This window comes from Burkholderia sp. LMG 13014, assembly GCF_905232215.1.
In the GTDB taxonomy this organism is placed as follows: Bacteria; Pseudomonadota; Gammaproteobacteria; order Burkholderiales; family Burkholderiaceae; genus Burkholderia.
Genome location: NZ_CAJNKE010001013.1, coordinates 1 through 1,248, shown reverse-complemented (window position 1 = coordinate 1,248; position 1,248 = coordinate 1). Strand labels below are relative to the sequence as shown.

General features: G+C 69.2%; 3 protein-coding genes. All 3 read left to right on the top strand.

All coding sequences use genetic code 11. The features are described from left to right. Positions 1–510: LOG family protein (locus tag JYJ84_RS37000; protein WP_205190332.1), on the top strand; the 510-nt coding region annotated here is incomplete at its 5' end. A 138-nt stretch (positions 511–648) separates the two neighbouring features. Further along, positions 649–864, top strand: a complete 216-nt coding sequence (locus JYJ84_RS36995) for a hypothetical protein (protein ID WP_175220440.1) — start codon at positions 649–651, stop codon at positions 862–864. A gap of 185 nt (positions 865–1,049) precedes the next feature. Further along, positions 1,050–1,248: SulP family inorganic anion transporter (locus JYJ84_RS36990; protein ID WP_240201963.1), on the top strand; the 199-nt coding region annotated here is incomplete at its 3' end.

Genomic DNA, 1,248 nt, shown 5'->3' with positions numbered 1-1,248 from the left:
ACCGCCCGGCTCGCGATCGTGACGGGCGGCGGCCCCGGCATCATGGAAGCAGCCAACCGCGGCGCCTACGAGCGCGGCGCACCGAGCATCGGCTTCAATATCGAGCTGCCGCGCGAACAGGCGCCGAATCCGTACATCACACCGGCGCTCCACTTCCGGTTCCACTACTTCGCGATCCGCAAGCTGCACCTGCTCGAGCGCGCGAAAGCGGCGGTATTTTTCCCCGGCGGCTACGGCACGTTCGACGAGCTGTTCGAAGTCCTGACGCTGTTGCAGACGCGCAAGATCCCGCCGCTGCCGGTCATCCTCGTCGGCGAAGCGTACTGGCGCCGCGCGGTCGACCTGGCCTTCCTCGCCGACGAAGGAATGATCGACCGCCGCGACCTCGAGCTGTTCACCTATTGCGAATCGGCCGCGCAGATCTGGCACGCCATCGGAAGCTGGTATGCGCTGCGTCGGGAACGCGCGCCGGCGCGCTGCGATGCGGGCTCGAAGCGGCGCGCCGTGTAGGAATCCGCCGACGGCATCTGCACGATTCCTACCGCAGCTTCGGGCAAGGCTGATTGAATCGTCCCGTGCCGACGACGATACTGAAATCACGGAGAACGGTTGCACGACCAACCGAACGCAGGCACGAGGAGAGACGTCATGTCACACGCCAACACCCGCACCGCCCCGGACCAAGCGTCCGACGCAGCCGCCCTCGACACGCAGGCGCTCGTCGCCCTCGCACGCGATGCCGGCATGCTCGTGATCCTCGACGGACAGATCGGGCGCGAACGCTACGAAAGCGTGACGGGATCGGTCGCCACGCTGGCCCGTTTCGCACAGGCGCTGCAACTGTCGGCGCTCAAGGCCGCTTGACGCAGTGCGCGGCCGTGCCGCCCCGCCGGCATTCGGCGCGACGGCGGCGGCCCCGTCATCCGATGCAATGGCCGTTCCCGCGCTGCCGTTTCATCCATCCGCCCGGGTTGCCCGCCTCCCGATGACCGTGCGCTGGCCGGCGCCGGCCGCACCTTTCGCCCGGTCGTCCCGGGGATGAAGCCGCGATGAACCGGCCCCTGTCCGAGCGCGTCGCCCACCTGCTCCCGGGCGTTGCGCTGCTCACGAACTACCGGCGTTCATGGCTCCCGCGCGACCTCTATGCGGGCATCGCGCTGTCCGCCGTGCTGGTGCCGGTCGGCATGAGCTACGCGCAGGCGGCCGGCCTGCCGGCCATCACCGGGCTCCATGCATCGATCGCCGCGT

Bases quoted from the DNA above. Each gene is read 5' to 3' on its own strand.
- JYJ84_RS36995 (WP_175220440.1), top strand. From the start codon at position 649: ATGTCACACGCCAACACCCGCACCGCCCCGGACCAAGCGTCCGACGCA.